Source organism: Alkalihalobacillus phoenicis (genome assembly GCF_047302405.1).
Taxonomy (GTDB): domain Bacteria; phylum Bacillota; class Bacilli; order Bacillales; family Bacillaceae_D; genus Alkalihalobacillus.
This window is the reverse complement of the sequence record NZ_CP154853.1, coordinates 499,804-519,381: the sequence shown is the minus strand read 5'-3', so window position 1 is coordinate 519,381 and position 19,578 is coordinate 499,804. Positions and strand designations below refer to the sequence as shown.

The window sequence follows — 19,578 nt, the reverse complement described above, 5'->3', positions numbered from 1 at the left end:
TTGTTAAACTCCTTACCCAAACAAACTTGATGTTCCTAAAATGATGAGAAGTAAACCAGGTATAAAAGAGAAACGTTGCATCAGCCCCGAAGCGGAAAACCTCCGCCCTAACCTCATGCCGATCGTTAAAAAGAACGCACTCATAAAGGCGACTGATACAGCTAATAAAAAAGGTGATACTCCAAGCAAGGCCGCACCTAAACCAGCTCCAAATGCATCTAATGACAGAGCCATGCCTAATAAAAAAGCTTCTCTTCCACTAATTGTACCAGAATCATCTAAGTCTGCTGACATTGGATGCCGTAAGATTCGAATAACGACTCCAAGTATTTTGATTTCAAAGTTCCAAATAACGGGTTCCTGTCTTGTTGGCACTTCTTTTTCTTTTCTAAATACTTGATATAACGCGTATAATCCAATAAAAATTAAAATAACCCCACCGATCGACCCTGCGACCTCTGGTGAAACCCACTGTTGTATGACATTTCCAAGTCCCATTGAAATGAAGATTACAACCGCTGAGCAAGAAGCAATAAATAGTAATGATTTAATTGGCAACTTCATTTTTCTCAGCCCATAAGTTAACCCTACACCAAAACTGTCTAAACTCACCGCAAGTGCTAACGCCAATAATGTAAAAACTCCCACTACAGGTCCGCTCCTTCCTTACGTTCCAATAGGATAGTATATGGAAGGAGCCTTTCCGAGGTACGTTATTTTTGACAACTTGGACAGAAGTGCGTTCCACGACCTCCAACAACTGTTTTTAATATCTCTGTTCCACAAACATTACAAGGCAATGCCTTTCGACCATAAACATCAAGTCTTTGTTGAAACATCCCCATGTCCCCTTGACCATTCACATAGGATTTAACCGAGCTTCCTCCCATGTCGACAGCTTCTTGTAACGTTTCTCGAATTTTTTGATGGAGAATGATGATTTCTTCATCTGTAATCGATGAAGCTGAGCGTTCTGGGTGAATACCAGAACGAAAGAGAGCCTCATCTACATAAATATTCCCTAACCCAACAACGGCTTTTTGATCAAGCAAAACGACTTTGACTTTTCGCTGTGTTTTTTTAAAAGCCACTTTTAAAATGCTTTGTTGAAATTGTTCCGAAAACGGTTCTACTCCAAGACCAAGTAAAGGAACAGTTGTCTCCTCTTCTCCTTTAAGGAAAAGATGCATTGTCCCAAATTTCCGGACATCTTGATACCATAATTCAGTCCCATCTTCAAAGCGAAAGATCACATGGGTATGTTTCGTTCGTTCCTCCCCCTTTTGGTGGATACCGTACCTACCCTCCATTCTCAAATGAGAAACAAGAGCATAATCATCTAATTGAAAGATCAGAAATTTTCCACGACGATGGATTTCCGTAAAGCTTTGCCCTTGCAACATCTCTTGGAATATTTTTGCATCATCAGGTTTTTTTATGATTTTTGGCCAGAACACTTCCACTTCTTTTATCGTTTTACCTACAACTAACTCTGTTAATGTCCGCTTTACTGTTTCTACCTCAGGTAATTCAGGCATTTCCTTCTCTCCTTACTTGGCATCGTACCAGCTTCCGCCGATTTCGGCATCCACTTTTAATGGAACGTCTAATTCCACCGCATTTTCCATCACATCTGTAATGACCTTCAAGAAATCATTCACTTCTTCTTCTGGTACTTCAAAGATAAGTTCATCGTGTACTTGTAAGAGTAAACGAGCTTTCCAAGTTTTTTCTTCTAATTCATTCCCCATATCAACCATTGCTTTTTTGATAATATCAGCTGCTGTTCCTTGGATCGGCGTATTCATTGCCGTTCGTTCCGCAAAACTTCTTAAATTAAAGTTACGACTTGTTAATTCCGGTAAATAGCGGCGACGATGGAGAAGCGTTGCAACATAACCCGATTCACGAGCTTCCTCGACAATCTCATCCATATATTGTTTCACTTTCGGGTAACTTTGGAAATATCGCTCAATAAATTCAGCCGCTTCCTTACGAGTAATATTTAAACTTTGTGATAACCCATAATCACTAATCCCATACACGATTCCGAAATTTACAGCCTTTGCACTTCTTCTCATTAAGCTAGTCACTTCATCCTCTTTTACATGAAAGACATCCATCGCTGTTTTTGTATGAACGTCCATATCTTTTTGGAATGCCTCTTTTAGCTTTTCATCCCCTGAAATATGGGCCAACACTCTTAGCTCAATTTGTGAATAATCGGCAGCAATGATTTTCCATCCCTTTTCAGAAGCGATAAAAGCTTTACGAATTTTCCGTCCTTCTTCTAAACGAATCGGGATGTTTTGTAAATTTGGATCCGTTGAACTTAATCGGCCAGTTTGCGTTAACGCTTGGTTAAACCGCGTATGAATCTTACTAGAATCCTCTTTAATCACCTTCAATAATCCTTCAATATACGTTGAGTTCAACTTTCCTAATTGACGATAATGAAGAATATGGTCAATGATCTCATGTTTACCTGATAGCTTCTCTAACACATCAGCTGAAGTTGAATAGCCTGTCTTCGTCTTTTTAATAGGTGGAAGTTCCAACTTCTCAAACAAGATCTCTCCTAACTGCTTTGGTGAATTAATATTAAACGACTGACCTGCTAGCTCATGAATGTCCTGTTCTAGCTTACTTAGACGCTCTTCTAAATCCCCACCCATTTGAATGAGTTGTTCTTTATCCACCTTAACACCTGTAAGTTCCATTTTTCCTAAAATAAGCGATAACGGCATTTCTAAATCATAAAAAAGTTCAAACTGCTCATTTTCTTTCAATTCTTTTTCCAGAGGCTCTTTTAAATCATAAGTGGCTTGGGCTTTTCGTACTAAGTGCACTGCTAACACTTGTTCTTCTGGAGCCTTCCGTTTAACTCCTTTGCCATAAACGACTTCATCTGATTGCACATAACCGCCACTCTTCCGTTGGACGATGTCATCCATATCGTGAGAAGAATGAGATGGATCAAGTACATATGAAGCCATTAATAAATCAAATTCGACCCCAGTAAGTTCTACACCTTGCCAACCAAATAAAACCACTGCACGTTTTGCATCAAAAATCCATTTCTTTTTTGTTTCATCCTTTAACCATGATTTAAAAACTTCGGACTGAAGAGCCGTTTCAGGGGAAAGATAATAACGACCCGTCTCGTTAACGAGTGCGATTCCGATTATTTCTGATTGATGATAATGCTCATCTAAAATTTCAACAATTAAAGCAGCCGGACTGCTTAATTGCTCTTCTTTGATATCTGTTAAGATTTCAAATTGTATATCCTCCACTTTTTCCTTCACTTCGTCCATTTGTTCATCAGGAGAAAATTTCTCTAATAATGACTTAAATTCAAGCTCTTTAAAAAACTGAACGACATCCTTGTTTTCATACTCACCAAAACTTAAATCATTAACATCCATTTCAAGAGGAACTTCTAGAAAAATCGTGGCTAATTCTTTACTCATCATCGCTTGCTCTTTATTTTCTTCCAGCCGCTCCTTCATCTTTTTACCTGAAATTTGTTCAATTGAGTCCAATACCGTTTCAATCGTTCCAAACTCTTTTAAAAGTTTAAGGGCTGTTTTTTCTCCCACACCAGGTACACCTGGAATATTATCTGAGCTATCGCCCATTAAGCCTTTCATATCAATGATTTGCTTTGGTTCGAGTCCATATTTTTCATGTAAAAAAGCTGGGGTATATTCCTCAACTTGAGAAATCCCCTTTTTCGTTAATGCAACCGTTACATTTGCTGTAACGAGTTGAAGTAAATCCTTATCACCCGTATAGATTTTCACTTGCCAATCTTCACCTGCAGCTTCTTTTGCAAACGTACCAATAATATCATCCGCTTCATAATTTTCCGCTTCAAATCGTTTAATTTGAAAAGCATCGAGCAACTCACGAACGAGTGGAAACTGCTCCGAAAGCTCTGGTGGAGTTTTTTGACGTCCGCCTTTATATTCACTAAATGTTTTATGCCTAAATGTCGTTTTTCCGGCATCAAAAGCGACAAGCATATGTGTGGGCTTATCCTCTTCTATAATCTTCATTAGCATGGTGGTAAAACCATAAACCGCGTTTGTATAAACACCTTTATCATTATTTAAAAGTGGTAAAGCAAAAAACGCACGGTAGGCAATACTGTTGCCGTCAATTAATACGAGCTTCTTCAAAATCATCGCTCCTTTTCTACACTTATTCTCTTAATTTATTGTAGCACACATACGTTCGAAAACGAAAAGATGTATTCAGATAATGAATATATGTTATTTGGTTTAGTCTTTGTATCATGTCAGTGCTTTTACGACATAGATTGTGGGTTTTCCTTCTGCTCTCGCGTTGTATCGATGCTTTTGCGACATGCTTTAGGGCTTTTCCTTCTGCTCTCGCGTCGTATCGATGCTTTTGCGACATGCTTTAAGGCTTTTCCTTCTGCTCTCGCGTCGTATCGATGCTTTTACGACATGCTTTAGGACTTTCCCTTCTGCTCTCGCGTCGTATCGATGCTTTTGCGACATGCTTTAGGGCTTTTCCTTCACCTTACACGTCGCAAACAAGCTCTCACGACGCATCCAATCCCGCCTCGCCTCTTCCTATCATAAAAAAAGGAAAAAACATAGCTATATCTCTAGCCATGTTTTTTCCTCTAACTAAAACTTATCCTTTTTACTCAGTCAAACCCATTAGTAATCTTGTGTAAGGCGAATCAGCTGGTAAAACGATCACGGTTTCATCACCAATTGTCTTTTTGTATGACTCTAACGTACGATAAAGCTGATAAAATTCTAGATCTTGACCGAATGCTTCATTATAAATTTGGGCGGCTTCTGCTTCCCCTTCTGAAATAATGATATTGGCATCAGCCGTTGCTGTTGCGATCAATTCTTGTACTTCTCGGTCTGTGTTAGCACGAATACGGTTCGCTTCTGCGTCCCCTTCAGATAAATAATCCTGTGCCGTTGTTTGACGCTCTGAAATCATCCGACGATAAACGGCTTCCTCATTTTCTTCTGGTAAGTCGGCTCGTTTCATACGAATGTCCGTTAAAGTAATCCCATAATCACCGTTATCTAGTGAATTGTTTACCCGTTCGCGTACAAGCTCTCCAATATCACCTCGTGCGGCTCCCTCTGATCCAGAATTAATGATCGAATCAAAATTTAATTGTCCAAGCTCTGCACGAATGGCTGAGAAAATAATTTCACCCATAATCGCTTCTGCATTTTCAATCGTTCGAGCGTTAGCAATCATTTGTTGAGGACTTTCAATTCTCCATACCACATAATAATCTGCAAGCATACGCTTTTTATCACTCGTGTTAATCTCTGCTGTCGGAATATCGTAGACCATTTGATATTTTGGCAACGTACTTACCGTTTGAATAAATGGTATTTTATAAGTTAAACCAGGCTCATCCTCAATTTTGACCACTTCACCAAATTGACGAACAACCTTAAACTCTCCTTGCTCCACAATAAATAAATTACTTAATATAATGGCAACAAGGACGATGAGGACTACAGCGGTCGCCCCTAATTTTACGTATTTCCGATAATTTTCTGGTGTTCTACGTTCATTAATATCAACAATATTACGATCATCACTCATCGTTTTCAGAACCTCCTTCATCTTCAGTGTTGTTTAGAGGTGGCGGATTAGATGCACTACTATTATTTCCACTCTCAATTGGTCGAATTGGTAAGTAATTTATCGTATCGTTATTGCTATCCATAATATAAATATCAGTATGAGGTAAGACTTGTTCTAGTGTCTCTAATAGTAAGCGTTGTCTCGTTACACCAGGATTTACTAAATATTCGGTATAAAGAGCATCAAAATGAGCTACGTCTCCACGAGCACGCTCGATTCGCTCTGTTTTTTGACCTTCAGCTCGAGAAATAACCGCATCTTTTTCCCCTTCAGCCTCATTCATTTTCTGATTTTCATATTTTCGTGCTTCATTAATTTTGGTTAAACGTTCTTCACGGGCATCCGTTACCTCTGTAAAAGCACGACGAACCTCTTGAGTTGGTAGTTCAACATCTTGTAATTTAACATCTTGAATGCTAATTCCAATTTGATAAATATCAATTAATTCAACAAGGTTTTCGAACACTCTTGCTTCAATTTCAGGACGCTGATCGGTCAAAGCATCATCAATATTAGCACTTCCAATGACTCCTCTTAAAGAGGCCGAGGCAGCATTATATAAAACCCTTTCTGGTTCTTTTGTACTAAATAAAAATTGCTCAGGATCACTAATTCTCCATTGAACAGCTAAATCGGCAAAAACAATAAATTCATCTCCGGTAATCATTTTTGCTTCATTTGTAAATTCAACAACTTCGCCACCTTCTTCTTGGTAGCCCACTTGTAGATTATAAGTACCCCTTGATAAAATTTCGACTTTTTGAATTGGCCACGGCAATTTAAACTTTAGACCTGGCTCAGTGACAGTCTCCTCAACTTTCCCGAATGTAATAACAGCCGCTTGTTCAGATTCATCCACTATGTACCAACCTGTGATTAAAAATAAACCGAGCACCGCTACAACAATTAGGGAGGCGAAACCCATAACTAATTGTTTGATCGTCATCTTTATTCCCCTCTCTTTCTATGTTCTCTTTCTATACGAAATACTTATGCAAAAAGTTTCAATCTTTTACATAAGATTTTACTACTTTCTATCCTATCACATTAAGATGCAAAGATTTCCCCTAATTTTATGAAACTTCTATTACATCTCACCAAAAAAGGACGAAAGCCTGTACGCTTTCGCCAAATAAAGGGAATTCAATGTGATCAGATGGCTCATTTCCACTAATCAAACATTGAGGGGAACCGTTCAAAGTAAGTATAACTTCCACTCATTAACCCTTTATAAAGCCAATGTAAATGATTTGTAAAAATCGTCCATTATTTTCCTATGAGATCAAAAAGAGGCCGTTCACATAAGCTCATTTTTTGACCTTATCGCACAGCCCCATCCTTTTCAGCCTATTGTCCCTCACGTAAATCGAGTTCCCAATCCTCTTCATGTTTTCTTTTAAATTTCATTGAAAAAGTGGTTCCTTTCCCAAGTTCACTTTCCACTTCAATTTGAGCATGATGAGCTTCGACCAAATGTTTAACAATCGCTAAGCCAAGCCCTGTTCCACCTGAATTACGGCTTCTCGCACGGTCAACGCGGTAAAAACGTTCAAAAATGCGTGGTTGCTCTTGCTCGCTTATTCCAATTCCAGTGTCTTCCACTTTCCACTCAACGAAATCATCATAGCCCGTAAGATACACGTCAATTTTCCCTTCAGAAGGTGTATACGTTATCGCATTACTAATTAAATTAATCGCGATTTGTTTGATCCGCTCAAAATCACCTTCCAATTCAAAATGACCTTTAAGATGCATCTCTAGTTGAATCGACTTATCCGATGCTTTTTCTTTTAAGAGCGTCACAGCCTCTTCTACTGCCACAGCCATATTCAGCTTGGACCAATTCAATTGAAAAATATGCTGTTCGATTTTAGATAATTCAAGCAGGTCATGTATGAGCCCTTGCAACCGTTCACTTTCCTTCCAAATGATATGAAGAAATTTTTCTCGGTATGCTTCATCATGCATGGCCCCATCAAGTAATGTCTCACTAAAACCTTTAATCGAGGTGACCGGTGTTTTTAACTCATGAGAAACATTAGCCACAAAGTCTTTTCGAACTTGTTCTAGCTTCTTTAATTCTGTAATATCGTGCATGACTAGGGCTACCCCTTTAAAACTTCCTTTATGACTAATAACGGGTGCACCATGAACATCATAATGTTTAACCTCAAGATGTTTATCAAATGTGATTTGTTTACGAATTTTCTCTTCTGTCATAAAAACAGACTGAATGAGTTGAATAATTTCTTTATGTCCAATGACATCATGGTATAATTTATGATCCCATTTATCCGTATTTTCTTGAAAAATATCGCGACATGTTTTATTAATTAATGATATATCACCACGCATATTAATTAAAATAAGACCACTGCCCATGTTTTCAATCAACGTTTCCATTCGTTCTTTTTGCAGTTGATGCCTGTTCGTAATATGTTCAAGATTGCTCGCTAATACATTTACTGATTTCGTTAATTGACCAATCTCATCTTGATTCCCTTCAACCGTCCTCGCTTTAAAATTCCCTTTAGCTAATTCGTTAGCTACATCTGTCACACTTTCAATCGGACGGATCATTTGTGAAGTGATCCGATAAATCACTAAAAATATAACGATTGCCGCTAAAGAAAAACTAATAATTAAAAAGGTCCAAATATTACGGTTCATCGCATGAATGTCTGATGTTGGTAGACCTAAGCGGACAATTCCCACTTTCTCTGAACTTTCCATAATAGGAACAGCCATATACAACAGTTCATTTTCAACAGTGGTACTATAACGAATTCGCTTTCCGGATTCTCTCGTTAACAAATCAATAATTTCAGGTCGTTCAAGGTGATTTTCCATTAGTTCAGGGTCTGTACTTGATTCTCCAATCACTTCTCCATCACTTAAAATAATCGTCACCCGTACATCTAATTCATGACTAACATTATTCGTAAATTCTTGAATATTATCATCTAAAAGACGATTCTCTTCGATAAGAAAAGCGACAAGTTTAGCATCATTTTCTAGCCTCTCAGTCGTGTAATCAAGGTGGAACTCTTTAAATAATTGTCCAATCGCCACTCCAAGCCCTGCAAGAACGAGCAAAATGGTGAGCATGACCGAAACCATTAAACGAAATCTTAACTTAACCATTTAATTGAGGCTCTTCTAATTTATACCCTAGTCCTCGAATCGTTTTAATATAAATTGGTTTTTTTGTATTTGGTTCAATCTTTTCACGAAGATGACTAATATGAACATCAACAATCCTTGTATCTCCAACAAATTCATAATTCCAAACGGCATTCAGAAGCTGGTCTCTTGTTAAGACACGCCCTTTATGGTTCATTAAATATAATAGCAATTCAAATTCCTTTGGTGTAACGTCGATTGCTTTACCCTGATAATAGACCTCATAATTTTCTGGATAGACCTCTACCTCACCTACCGTCATTTTCTCATTCTGCATGATAGGTTCAACCTGTTCTGGTGAGGTTTGTTGAGCTACTCTTCGTAAAATTGCTCTAACTCTGGCGACAACTTCCCTTGGACTAAAAGGCTTGGTCATATAATCATCGGCCCCAAGTTCTAGACCAAGTACCTTATCAAACTCATCATCCTTGGCTGTGAGCATGAGAATTGGTGTCATAATTTTGTTTTGTCTTAACTGTTTACACACTTCGAGACCATCCATTACAGGAAGCATTAAATCTAAAACGATTAAATCATACTTTTCGTTTTCTGCCTTTTTAAAAGCTGCCCCGCCATCATGCACCGTATCGACCTCATACCCCGATTGCTGCAAATTAAATTGTAATAATGTTGCAATTGACTCCTCATCATCCACTACTAATAAACGCTGTGTCATATACTATCTCCTCCGCCATTCTCTTCTACGAGATCATTCACGGTTCCCCAAGCTCTTTTTCTCTATTTTCACCATTAGTATACCAAAAAAGAATACATTTTTAATAATAAATAAAGAAAAAAATGGTTTAAGCTTAATCAAAAATTAACTTTTCTTATTTTGGTAGTAACTTAATGGACAGTTCCCTTGACCTATACTTGCTTTATATCATCCACGGTTTTAGGCTCTGCTGACCTTCTCCGCAAAACAGAAGTTGGTGCACGTAAAAAGAGATCAAGCCAACTTGGAAAATGATATGGAGCAAATGGTGCTGTATAATAGCTACCAAAACTTCGTAAACCTACAAGATGAACACTAATAACAATAAAAAGCAAAATCATGCCATATAAACCTAATACAGACGCAACAATCATCATGCTAAAGCGCAGAATTCGTAAAGAAATACTGACACTATAGGAAGGAATCGCAAAAGAAGCAATCGCTGTTAGCGCTACCACAATAACCATAATCGGACTCACAATACCTGCCCGAACCGCAGCATCTCCGATAACTAAACCACCAACAATCCCAATGGTCTGTCCAACCGGGCGAGGTAAACGAACTCCTGCCTCCCGTAAAAGCTCAATTGTAAACTCCATTAGAATCGCTTCAATAAATGAGGGAAAAGGAACACCTTCTCTCGTTCCGGCAATGGACAAAGCTAATGCTGTTGGGATCAACCCTTGATGAAAGGAAACAATAGATATGTATAATCCAGGTAGTAATAAGGCGATTAGAGCTGCTATGAAACGAAGGTTTCGAATTAATGTTCCAATAAGCCAGCGTTCATAATAATCTTCAGGAGACTTAAATAATTGTTCTAATACAACTGGAGCGATTAAGACATAAGGCGTATTATCAAGGACAATTAGCACTTGACCATTCATCAAAGCATTAGAAGCTTTATCCGGTCTTTCTGTATCTAATAATTGTGGAAACGGAGATAACACATGATCTTCAATTAACTGTTCTACTGTTCCAGATTCAATTACCTCATCTATATCGATACAAGATAGCCGATAGCGCACTTCGTCAATCAAAGTCGGACTTGCTATACCTTTCATATAAAGTAAAGCAAAATCCGTTTTTGATCTCCTCCCAATTTGACCACGTTGTACAGTTAGATTCGGATCCCTTACACGCCTTCGAATCAACATAATGTTTGACTGAAGTACTTCGACAAATCCGTCTCTAGGTCCCCGTACAACAATCTCACTTTGAGGTTCCTGAATCGAGCGTTTTTCTAATTTTCTCGTTGAAAAAATAACTAGTTTTTCAAACCCATCAATAACAAGCATCGAATCTCCGCTCATGACCGAAAGAATACCATCATCAAATGTATCAAATATGGATTCACTTGAAAGTGTAATCCGTTCATTTACTAATTCTTTAACTGACAAACCGTCAACTTGATGAGCAAATGTTTGAATCAATGGCTTAATGATGTCTTCTTCGATACTATCTTGATCTGATAATCCGTCTATAAAAAACAGGGATGCTTTTATACTCTTATTTATTAGCAAATCTCGTTGAATCACATCAGAGCTTTCACCTAGAATCTTTTTTACCGATTCTACTGTTTCATGAAGGTCTTTGGAAATAGTAAGGGGGAATTCATTTCCTTTTCGAACCGTTGCCCTGTGCAGTGCTTTAAACAATTTCTTCTTAAACATGTATGCTTAAATTCCTTTCAATTTAACTTTTCATTCAGCAAGCATATAGTGTCTAATTTTCACTTTCGGATTCACTGTTATATCAGCATTTTGAAACATTCCATTTTCTCCATCCCAATCATCCTGCACCGTTTTCCAATATCGATAATTTTTTTGCCTCACTTTCTCATTAAATTCGAAAATATCTGCCGCAAACTCCTCTTGCATTTTTTTAATAATAGTAGTTACTTTTGATTGGATTTCAGCTTCAAATGCTCGTTCCAATTCTTCCATTACTCTCATGTCATTTATGTTTATATGCTCAAGCCAAACCTCACCTAATGACCCTTCTGCCTTAATTTCCACATTAAAAATATCCTTTTCTCCCTTTCTTTCATAACCAATGTTCGTTTTCATACCAGAATTATCAAAAACAATCATTTCATCTTGATAATTTGCTTCAATAATATTGTCTCCAAATTCACCCATAATCATTTTATAACCACTTACCTCTTCATCCCCTAACCATCCAATTATTTGATTATTCTTCCCAAAAAAAATGGCGGCACCTCCTATTTTTAAATCCTTTCCTTCTCTTTTTACAATACGTGGCAATAGAAAGCTATTTTTCCCCATCACAAACCGTTGAACCATACCAATCGTTCGTTCACCTAGCATCCCAGGAACACGAGCTTCATTTTCGCGAATATGCTTAATACTAATCGATGGCATATCTTCTAGAGGTAATTTATCTTGTAACACCTCTTCTGCCGCTCCCGTAGAAATGATTATATCAGTGCGCCTTCGCATATCGTGATCACGAAGGTAGAAATCCAATAGGTTTTCTAAAAAATGTTCATGACGAAGCAACTCCTCATTAATAATAATAACTTTAATATGTTCGAAACTTAAAACTCTGCTTCTCCTCGCGGCAATTTGTCTTATCATTTTAAAATTTGTCATCCCAGTTGTCGTAATATTAAAGAAGGGCTCTTCCTGACCTCCTCCATTTTCTTGAATAAGATTACTAGGGATGGCTACCTGATAGGTGCTTTTCAATAAATGATCAACCTTGCTTTTATTTTCTCTTTGTAAGGATTCCACTTCCTTCTCAAAGTCCTCTACAGGGTCAAGTCCTATACCACTCACAAATCCTATTTCTTCGATCTCTGATCGATCCCAGCAACCGCTCAGGAAATAAATGGATATTATCATAAAACAAAAGAAAAGCTTATTCAACGTCTCACCCCATCATGTTGAAGTTACATACCTGCTGATGATGACCTGTTTGTCTGTTTTTTATTTTTGTGCCAAACAGCCATAAAGCCAAATAGCAATGCAAAACCTGTCGCAATGCTCCCGATATATCCTGACCATTCTCCCATTTTAGCAAGTTCAACGATTGAGCTTGGTATAAAGGCCATCATATAAATCAGAAAAGCTATTACACCACTTACCCACAGATTCTTCTTTTTCTTAAATAAAACCCCTTTTATCAATAATTGAGCCATAATCACTTCTAACGTAAGAGTCGTAAAAATAGACATCACCCACATCGTGATAAAAACAGATTCAATGCGCTCAAAAAAACCACCAGGCACTTCAATTTCTTTGAATAATTCAATTGTTGGAAATGTTATTATCTTTAAAGCTTCCAACGAAAAAATAGCAACCGATACAAGAAAATAGAGAAGGTGTATAACAATAACAATCAACATCCCTATATTTATTTGCCACGCACGAAGCGGTAAAGGTTTCAACGACCCCATTAAAAAAAGGAGGCAAAAAACCCCTATAAATGAATACATGGTTACAGGAATCCCTTTTATGACAGGTATGATCCCTTCAGAAAACAAAGGCAAAAAAGTAGATAGATTTAGCTCTCCAACATTTAAAACAAAACCTAATAAAAGGACAAATAATATAATAGGAAGATACATTAAATTAATATGGACAATTCCTTGAACCCCTTTTGAAACGGCATAAAAAACGACTACTAACATCGAACCTATGATGACCTCTAGAGGGGTTTGGTCTAATAAATACATTTTTATAGCAACCCCAAAAATACGTACTTGGAAAGGAATTAATATAAAAAAGTAAAGAAGAAATAATAGGCTTAAAAACATTGATGGCCATTTTTTCATCTTTCCAAAATTAATAAATTCAAAATAATTTTGTCCAGGAAAATGAACTTGAACCCGAACAAACAAATAGACAATGATCATCGAAATGACTCCTGATATTAATATAGTGAGCCAACCATCCGTTGTTCCAACGTCTTGAGCCAACCCTCTTGGCAATATCAGAATACCTACGCCAAAAATAAAGGAGGTCATTGTAATAATTAGTTCAAGTGGTGACATTTGGTAATTGATAAGATTCTTCATATTCACTCTCCAAAAATCGACCTATGTTAATTAGTAGCTTCTCTATTCTTGCATTTTAGTGCTAACTTTTTACTCTTTCAAAGCTGCCTTTCGCATCTCTTGATTTTTCTTCTTCTGCCACGGTAACTCGAATACACGATATACGATTTGGTTGAGATATTGAACGGCCCAAATCAATATTGAGATCGTCACAGCACCCCAAACGGTTGATCTTGTTGGTAAAAAACCTAATATTCGCTCTAAAACCTCTTCCATAACCTTCCTCACCCCTTCTTGTTAGTATTTTCTAATGTTTACAAAGACATGCATTAAAAAGGAGCTTCTCCAACATAAAAGAAACAGCAACCGTATAAATCTCCACATATTACGAAGCATTCGGATGAGGTACTGACTTCTTTCTCAAACTGAACGAATTACGAATTACTCAACTTTCGCATCAAGAAAATCCGTTCAACTAGTTGGCAGAGCGAAAGGGAAGCTCTTAAACAAATGCCCTTGACACGTTTGAAAAGCGAGAACGTACTATCACACCAAACGGATAAACTGCGCATTAAGAAAATAATAATAGGCCCTCCGGCGGTCGCTCCCAAACAGACACTCCGCGTCCTTGCCGAGAACCTCATGAGCCTCCTCAGCGTTTCACGCTTGCGGGGTCTCATTGGACGGTTTATTCCTGCGGGAGTCTCCGTGTCTGTTTGTCCGCTAGATAATGGAATCGAATCTAGGTTCGGTTTTCTTATTGAATAAAAAAATAGTCATTACTTCAACGTACATTAGCTTGAGAATGATTTTTCTCTTTCCATGACTAAATCCGTTACAGTTGTAAACAAATCATTGTGGATGCTCTGTACATTAGCTAGATGATCGAGCTTGTTTATCCTGTCTTTTGATGACTACAGACTTAGGAAAAAAATAGGTGGCAACGACCTATTTAGTTCCATAACCAACAAAGGGAAGAAGAAGGTCCTTCTGCGTTAGAAATAGCTGATTTGGAAAAAGCAATATCATCAAGCCTCTCCCCTACACTTAGCGGACAAAACCATACGGAGACTCCCGCAGGAATAAACCGTGGAGCGAGACCCCACAGGTGTACCGAGGAGGCTCGCCAGGTTCTCGGCAAGGACGCGGAGTATGTTTTGGTAGCGACTAGCCGAAGAGCTTCATTTTAGTGAACAGTTTCCTTCAACAGCCTACGAAGAGATGTGTTCAGACTGTCAACGATTGAACCGTTCATGTAAAGTCAATTTGAGTCTTGTATCGCCCTAAAGTTAATCTCTATCAACGGTTAAGGGTCAATTATACGCTGCGAAAGTTGAGTAATTATAAAGTCGTAAGAAATAAAACGATCACCTCTTATAAATAAAAATGGGTGCTGCCGTTTGTATGTTTTTTTGGAAAATGAATGAATAAATGGATAAAATAAACCGCTCCGCATAGGAAATTTGGTTAAGCCCTTTGTATGTTATGACTCAACGATTGGAATAGGAGCTCTGAAATGGTGAGTTTATGAGGGAAGGAAGGGAAGGATTCGTTCTAGCCGTTATATGTGAACAACTTAGATGTTTAGAGGGGTCAACATCATCGAAGAAAAAATCTTCATAATCACTTATTTGAAAAATAAAAAGACGTGATAAGTTATTATCACGCCTCCAATACTCTGAATCTCCGTTACGCTTTAGGTAGAGCTTCCATCACAGCACGTACTGAATCTACTGATTTTGCAAGTGCTGCTTTTTCATCTTCTAATAAATCTAATTCAATGATTTTTTCAATTCCGTCTCCACCTAAAATCGTTGGTACGCCTAAGTATAAATCCTCATATCCATACTCGCCTTCAAGGTAAGCTATCGTTGGAATCACACGCTTTTTATCTTTAATAATCGCTTCAACCATTTGAGTTAACGAAGCGGCTGGTGCATAGTACGCACTACCGTTACCTAATAAACCAACAATCTCACCGCCACCTTTACGTGTACGTTCCACAATCTCTTCTAAACGTTCTTCGGAGATCAACTTTGATAAAGGTACGCCACCTGCGAATGAGTAACGAATTAATGGAACCATGTCATCCCCATGCCCACCAAGAACAAAACCTGTAATATCCTCTACAGATAAGTTAAGTTCTTGTGCAATAAATGTACGGAAACGAGCCGTATCAAGCACACCAGATTGTCCGATGACACGGTTTTTCGGGAAGCCAGACTCTTTATAGACTGTATAAGTCATCGCATCAGCCGGGTTTGTTAAAACGATAATGTAGCAATTAGGAGAATGTTTAACCACTTCTCTAGTAACAGCTTTCATAATCCCAGCGTTTGTGCTGACCAAATCATCACGGCTCATCCCCGGTTTACGAGCAATACCTGCTGTAATCACAACTACGTCAGAATCTTTTGTATCTTCGTAGTTTGAAGTACCGATAATATTTGAGTCAACTCCTTGTACAGGTGTTGATTCTAACATATCAAGGGCTTTCCCTTTAGTTGGTCCTTCTAATTGAGGGATGTCAACTAATACCACATCGCCTAGCTCTTTTTGTGCGACCATTAATGCGGTAGTTGCTCCTGTAAAACCTGCTCCAATAACTGAAATCTTTCTACGCTTAATTGCCATTTTATAACCACTCCTGATTGTTGTTTTCAACTAACGATCAAACAATAAAAAATGACTCAATGAGAGAGCGTATGCATGAAGATCACATACGCTCTTGATAGATTTAACGATTAAGATTATAGGTTTTTGATTAACTCATCGGCAAAGCCAGAACATTTAACTTCTGTAGCACCGTCCATGAGACGAGCGAAGTCATAAGTGACAACCTTGCTGGCGATTGTTTTATCCATTGAAGACATGATTAAGTCCGCAGCTTCATTCCAACCTAAGTGACGAAGCATTAATTCACCTGATAATAAAACAGAAGATGGATTCACTTTATCTTGACCAGCATACTTAGGAGCTGTACCGTGAGTTGCTTCAAAAATAGCATGTCCAGTTACATAGTTAATGTTTGCTCCTGGAGCGATACCGATACCACCAACTTGAGCTGCTAATGCATCAGAAATGTAGTCACCATTTAAGTTCATTGTGGCTACAACATCAAACTCTTTTGGACGTGTTAAGATTTGTTGTAAGAAAATATCAGCAATTGAATCTTTCACAAGAATTTTACCTGCAGCAAGCGCCTCGTCTTGTGCTTTATTTGCTGCTTCAACACCCTCAGCTTCAACAATCTTATCATACTGAGCCCATGTGAATACTTGATCGCCGAATTCTTTTTCAGCAAGCTCATACCCCCAGTTTTTAAATGCTCCCTCAGTAAACTTCATGATGTTTCCTTTGTGTACTAATGTTACACTCTTACGGCCTTCATCAAGTGCATATTGAATCGTCGCACGAACTAAACGCTCCGTTCCTTCTTTTGAAACTGGTTTAACACCAATACCAGAAGTTTCAGGGAAGCGAATTTTCTTTGCTCCTAGTTCTTCTTGTAAAAACTTCACTAGCTTTTGAACTTCTTCAGAACCTTCTTGATACTCAATTCCTGCATAAATATCCTCAGAGTTTTCACGGAAGATAACCATATCCGTATCTTCTGGACGTTTCACTGGAGAAGGTACTCCTTGGAAATAACGTACTGGACGTAAGCACACATATAAATCTAACTCTTGACGTAGAGCAACGTTTAAAGAACGAATTCCCCCACCTACTGGAGTTGTTAAAGGTCCTTTAATAGCAATCATATATTTATCAATAGCTTCTAACGTTTCTTCAGGTAACCAGCTACCTGTTTCGTTAAATGCTTTTTCACCAGCGAGAATTTCTTTCCATACGATTTTCTTCTCACCGTTATAAGCTTTTTCAACCGCAGCATCTAAGACTCTTGAAGCTGCTGCCCAAATATCAGGGCCTGTCCCGTCTCCCTCAATAAAAGGAATGATTGGATTGTTTGGTACATCAAGTACCCCGTTATTTACCTTAATTACTTCACCGTTTGCCATATTACATAAACCTCCTCGAAATAATTACTCTATAAAAAACTTCGCATACCTAGCTTATCAAATAAACATAAAAATTGTCACTAAATATCTATATCTACTTATACAAGATTCGACTTTTTTATGTATAAGGGGAGGGTTTCCCCTCTTAATTAATTTGGCTGCCTGCACTATGTTATGACACACAAGCTAATAATCTTTTAGAAAACAGTCAAATTTTTTAACGTTTTTCTAAAGGAATGTAAACTTGTTTATTTGGTCCATTGTATTCAGCGCGCGGACGGATTAATCGATTATTGCTGTATTGCTCTAAAATATGGGCTAACCAGCCTGACGTACGACTCACCGCAAAGATTGGTGTAAATAAATCATGGTCAATGCCTAAGCTGTGATACACACTAGCTGAATAGAAATCGACATTTGGTAAAATGCCTTTTTCCGCTGTGAAAATTTCATCAATTTTAACAGACATTTCATACCATTTTTTCTCACCCGTAATTTCAGTCAAGCGTTTAGACATCTCTTTTAAATGCTTCGCACGTGGGTCCCCATTCTTATAAACACGGTGTCCAAAGCCCATAATTTTTTCTTTATTATCAATGGCTTTACGTACAAAAGGATCCACATTTTCAACCGTGTCAATTTCCGTTAACATCTTCATAACGGCTTCATTTGCTCCACCGTGTAGTGGCCCTTTTAAAGCACCTATTGCGGCTGTAATACCTGAATAAACATCAGATAATGTCGCAACACAGACACGCGCTGTAAAAGTGGAAGCATTTAATTCGTGGTCTGCGTGAAGAACAAGCGCTTTGTTAAATGCATCTACAGAGATTTCGTCTGGATCTTCACCTTTTAACATGTAAAGGAAGTTCGCGGCAAAACTCAAATCTTTCTTTGGTGCAATTGGGTCTTTTCCTTCACGTAAACGCGAAAACGCTGTCACGATTGTCGGGATCTTTGCTTGAAGCTTTAATGCTTTAAGACGGTTCGCAGATTCTTCCATCACATCCGCATCCTCATCATAAAGTCCTAAACTTGAAATAGCGGTTCTTAAAGCTGCCATTGGGTGAATATCTTTTAACGGGTAGCTCTTCATTTGTTCAATCACTTCATTTGGAATGACAGCATGCTCAGCAAGTTGGTCTTTAAGTTCATTTAACTCCGCTTCTTTTGGTAAGCGACCGTTCCAAAGCAAGAAAATGACTTCTTCAAAACTGGCATGATCCGCTAAATCATCAATTTCATAACCTTGATAAGTTAGCGTACTGTCAATAATTGAACTTACACTTGAAGTTGTTGCTACAATACCTTCTAATCCACGAGTTGCACTCACAATAACCTCTCCTTTATCCCATAAAATCTTTCCTCAAAGCATATAGTAAATGCTTACATTTCCAAGTGAAGAATTTGGAAATGTGCTATGTAGAAAGGAACTCCATCTCCCATTATAAACATTTTTTTTACTTTTGTGAATGTTTTCGACTCAACAAATTAAAAGATGCCAAAAATTACATTTAATTTTGATATTTCAATTAAAAATAAAAGGGAGAGTGCTCATACATCCTCCCTTCTACTTATAAACTCAACTTTCGCAGAGTATGATTGACTCTTAACCGTTGATAGCGATTAACTTTAGGGCGATACAAGACTCAAATTGACTTTACATGGACGGTTCAATCGTTGACATCTGAACACAGCTCTTAGTAGGCTGTTGAAGGAATCTGTTCACTAAAATGAAGCGACCGCCGGAGGGCATATTTTTTTTACTGCACAGTTTATCCGTTTTGTATAATAGTGCGTTCTCGCTTTTCAAACGTGTCAAGGGTATTTGTTTAAGAGCTTCCCTTCTGCCAACTCGTTGAACGGATTTTCTCTATGCGAAAGTTGAGTTATAAACAAAATGATCTCGATTCTCAGATTGTAAACTTCTGCTTTGCTTTATGCTTTGTGGCCTACGGGTTCTACAGGTGAACTGGGAG

The 19,578-nt window shown here is 38.0% G+C and carries 14 protein-coding genes; all 14 read right to left on the bottom strand.

Features of this window, described 5'->3' with window-relative positions:
* Positions 1-12 precede the first annotated feature (12 nt).
* Complete coding sequence (ytaF, locus tag AA0017_RS02330) at positions 13-648, bottom strand: sporulation membrane protein YtaF (RefSeq protein WP_413379156.1); 636 nt, start codon at positions 646-648, stop codon at positions 13-15.
* A 65-nt stretch (positions 649-713) separates the two neighbouring features.
* On the bottom strand, positions 714-1,538 hold the full coding sequence (gene mutM, locus AA0017_RS02325; RefSeq protein ID WP_413379154.1) for a DNA-formamidopyrimidine glycosylase: 825 nt from the start codon (positions 1,536-1,538) through the stop codon (positions 714-716).
* Positions 1,539-1,550: 12 nt separating this feature from the next.
* Positions 1,551-4,190, bottom strand: coding sequence for a DNA polymerase I (polA, locus tag AA0017_RS02320; RefSeq protein WP_413379152.1), 2,640 nt, complete (start codon positions 4,188-4,190; stop codon positions 1,551-1,553).
* A gap of 487 nt (positions 4,191-4,677) precedes the next feature.
* Entirely contained in the window at positions 4,678-5,619 is a 942-nt protein-coding gene (hflC, locus tag AA0017_RS02315; RefSeq protein WP_413379150.1) for a protease modulator HflC, read from the bottom strand.
* Positions 5,612-6,607, bottom strand: coding sequence for an FtsH protease activity modulator HflK (gene hflK / locus AA0017_RS02310; RefSeq protein ID WP_413379148.1), 996 nt, complete (start codon positions 6,605-6,607; stop codon positions 5,612-5,614). The genes hflC and hflK overlap by 8 nt, the downstream gene beginning before the upstream one ends.
* Positions 6,608-7,008: 401 nt before the next feature.
* The gene (gene pnpS, locus AA0017_RS02305) at positions 7,009-8,805 is read right to left on the bottom strand and encodes a two-component system histidine kinase PnpS (protein ID WP_413379146.1); all 1,797 of its coding nucleotides are present in this window, start codon (positions 8,803-8,805) and stop codon (positions 7,009-7,011) included.
* The gene (locus tag AA0017_RS02300) at positions 8,798-9,520 is read right to left on the bottom strand and encodes a response regulator transcription factor (RefSeq protein ID WP_413379144.1); all 723 of its coding nucleotides are present in this window, start codon (positions 9,518-9,520) and stop codon (positions 8,798-8,800) included. The genes pnpS and AA0017_RS02300 overlap by 8 nt, the downstream gene beginning before the upstream one ends.
* A 191-nt stretch (positions 9,521-9,711) precedes the next feature.
* Complete coding sequence (locus AA0017_RS02295) at positions 9,712-11,232, bottom strand: spore germination protein (RefSeq protein ID WP_413379142.1); 1,521 nt, start codon at positions 11,230-11,232, stop codon at positions 9,712-9,714.
* Between the two features lie 30 nt (positions 11,233-11,262).
* Complete coding sequence (locus AA0017_RS02290) at positions 11,263-12,450, bottom strand: Ger(x)C family spore germination protein (RefSeq protein ID WP_413379140.1); 1,188 nt, start codon at positions 12,448-12,450, stop codon at positions 11,263-11,265.
* A 23-nt stretch (positions 12,451-12,473) separates the two neighbouring features.
* Positions 12,474-13,601 carry a GerAB/ArcD/ProY family transporter gene (locus AA0017_RS02285; protein WP_413379138.1) on the bottom strand — a complete coding sequence of 376 codons (1,128 nt, stop codon included), beginning with the start codon at positions 13,599-13,601 and terminating at the stop codon, positions 12,474-12,476.
* 69 nt (positions 13,602-13,670) lie between these two features.
* Positions 13,671-13,856 carry a hypothetical protein gene (locus AA0017_RS02280; protein WP_413379135.1) on the bottom strand — a complete coding sequence of 62 codons (186 nt, stop codon included), beginning with the start codon at positions 13,854-13,856 and terminating at the stop codon, positions 13,671-13,673.
* Positions 13,857-15,269: 1,413 nt separating this feature from the next.
* A complete protein-coding gene (gene mdh, locus AA0017_RS02275) occupies positions 15,270-16,214 on the bottom strand; it encodes a malate dehydrogenase (RefSeq protein WP_413379133.1) in 945 nt (314 codons plus the stop codon).
* A gap of 116 nt (positions 16,215-16,330) precedes the next feature.
* The gene (icd, locus tag AA0017_RS02270; protein WP_413379131.1) at positions 16,331-17,599 is read right to left on the bottom strand and encodes an NADP-dependent isocitrate dehydrogenase; all 1,269 of its coding nucleotides are present in this window, start codon (positions 17,597-17,599) and stop codon (positions 16,331-16,333) included.
* 217 nt (positions 17,600-17,816) lie between these two features.
* The gene (citZ, locus tag AA0017_RS02265) at positions 17,817-18,932 is read right to left on the bottom strand and encodes a citrate synthase (protein ID WP_413379129.1); all 1,116 of its coding nucleotides are present in this window, start codon (positions 18,930-18,932) and stop codon (positions 17,817-17,819) included.
* Positions 18,933-19,578: the final 646 nt, after the last annotated feature.